General features: G+C 57.5%; 2 protein-coding genes. Both read right to left on the bottom strand.

The window, feature by feature from the left end:
- Positions 1-123: 123 nt before the first annotated feature.
- A complete protein-coding gene (locus JX325_RS15980; RefSeq protein WP_204792039.1) occupies positions 124-1,260 on the bottom strand; it encodes a flavodoxin in 1,137 nt (378 codons plus the stop codon).
- A gap of 18 nt (positions 1,261-1,278) precedes the next feature.
- Positions 1,279-1,913: flavodoxin (locus tag JX325_RS15975; RefSeq protein WP_243414140.1), on the bottom strand; the 635-nt coding region annotated here is incomplete at its 5' end.

The raw sequence follows: 1,913 nt of genomic DNA, 5'->3' as shown, positions 1-1,913 counted from the left end.
CGGCATCTGTATTCCATATCGCTAAAACTTTCTTGTTTCATACCCCGCGCCCCCTTTCCCTTATTTTATCACATCTTCTATTATTTCGGGGGATAAATCAGCGTTTCCCTTAGATTCACTGCTTTACGCAGGTTGGGCATCTGCTTTAGGGAGGACCAGACCATTGGCCCAGGCTGCAATGTCAGACTGAGAGGCCCGCTCCGAGAAGCGCCGTCCCTCCTGCCAGTTGCCGCCATTGGCCATCTCTGCCAGCAAGGTGCCGCTCTGTCCCAGCCCGGAGCTGGTNGAGGTGCAGAAGGGAATCACAGTCTTTCCGGTGAAATCGTTATTCTTCACGAANTCGTTTACCGGCCAAGCGGCAATGCCCCACCAGATAGGATAGCCGATGAATACAGTGTCATAGTCTGTCCAGNTGTCCACGGTGTTTTTCGCCAGCTTCACATCCTGCTTGGAAGGATCGTTATGCTCGGCATTGACCCGGCTGCTAGAATCCGTCCAATTCAGATCGGCGCTGGTGTAGGGCGCTTCGGGAACCATCTCAAAGAGATCTGCGTCCAGTGTATCAGCAATGGCGTTCGCCACAGCCTCAGTGTTGCCGCTGGCGGAGAAGTAGGCCACCAGAATCTTGCCATTCCCGGTAGAAGCGGGAGGCGTAGAGGTCTTGCCCATATAGTTATAGAGTGCGGAAACGATCTCTCCACGGGTGGCGTTGTCAGTGGGAGCAAAGCGTCCATCGCTGCGGGCGGCAATGATACCGTTGGAGCGGGACCAGTCCACCGCCGTCTGCGCATAGGCGGAAATAGCGTTTTCATCCGAGTAATTCCCGGCGGAAGCAGCGGGGGAACCGGCCCAGCGCCAGAGGATCGTGGCTACCTGCTGGCGTGTGACAGGATCGCCCACGCCAAACTGCCCATCCGGGTATCCGGCAATCAGGCCAGCAGTCTCCGCCCAACTGAGCGCATTGATGTAGTAAGCGCCTGCCTCCGCGTCAGAGAAGCGGGATGTGCCGGATGCGGCGGGCGTCCCTGCGGCGCGGTGGAAGATGGCTGCCAACTGTGCGCGGGTCACATTGTCGTTCACACCAAAGCGGCCATCTCCATAGCCGTAGATATAGCCGTTGTCGGAGGCCCACTGAACGGCCACGGCGTAGTCGGACCCTGCGGGTACATCGGTAAATTCTGCGGCAGAGGCCGTGACGCCCAGGGCCAGCAGCATCGTGACCGCCAACAGGCAGGAGAGGAAACGTCTCAAATTTTTCATGTCGTAAAACTCCTTTTCTTACTGAAGATTCAGTCCATTGACCCATTCTACCACATCGGCTTCGGCCACGCTGCTGCGGAACCGCTGGCCCTTCTGCCAGTCGCCGCCTTCCGCCAGTTCCGCCAGCAGTTCGCCGCTCTCGCCCAGACCGGGGGAAGAAGATGTGCAGAAAGGAATCACGGTTTTCCCGGTGAAGTCGTTGGCATTGATGAAGTTGTCCACCGGCCAAGCGGCGATGCCCCACCAGATGGGATAGCCGATGAATACTGTGTCATAGTCCTCCCAGCCGTCTACGGTCGTTTCCGTCAGCTCCATGGTCCGCAGGGAGGGGTCATCATGCTCCCGGCTGACCCGGCTTTCGGAATCCGTCCAATTCAGATCAGCGGAGGAATAGGGTTCTGCCGGAGTAATGGCAAAGGTGTCGCCGCCTGTGGCGTTGGCGATATATCCGGCCACGGCCTCGGTGCTGCCGGTAGCGGAGTAGTAGACCACCAATGTTTTTCCACTCTCATTTTCGGGCGCTGCGGGGGCCTGGGGTGCAGTGCTGCCGGACACACCCGCATGGTTCTGAATCCAGGCTTCAACGTGATCCGCGATCACATCATTGTTTAAGAAGCTGTACCAATAGAGGGAAAAGTAGTATAATGAGGGAA

Origin of the sequence: Oscillibacter sp. CU971, assembly GCF_905219725.1 — a bacterium.
GTDB lineage: Bacteria > Bacillota > Clostridia > Oscillospirales > Oscillospiraceae > Oscillibacter.
The sequence above is the reverse complement of the archived record's forward strand: the minus strand, read 5'-3'. Positions and strand labels throughout refer to the sequence as shown.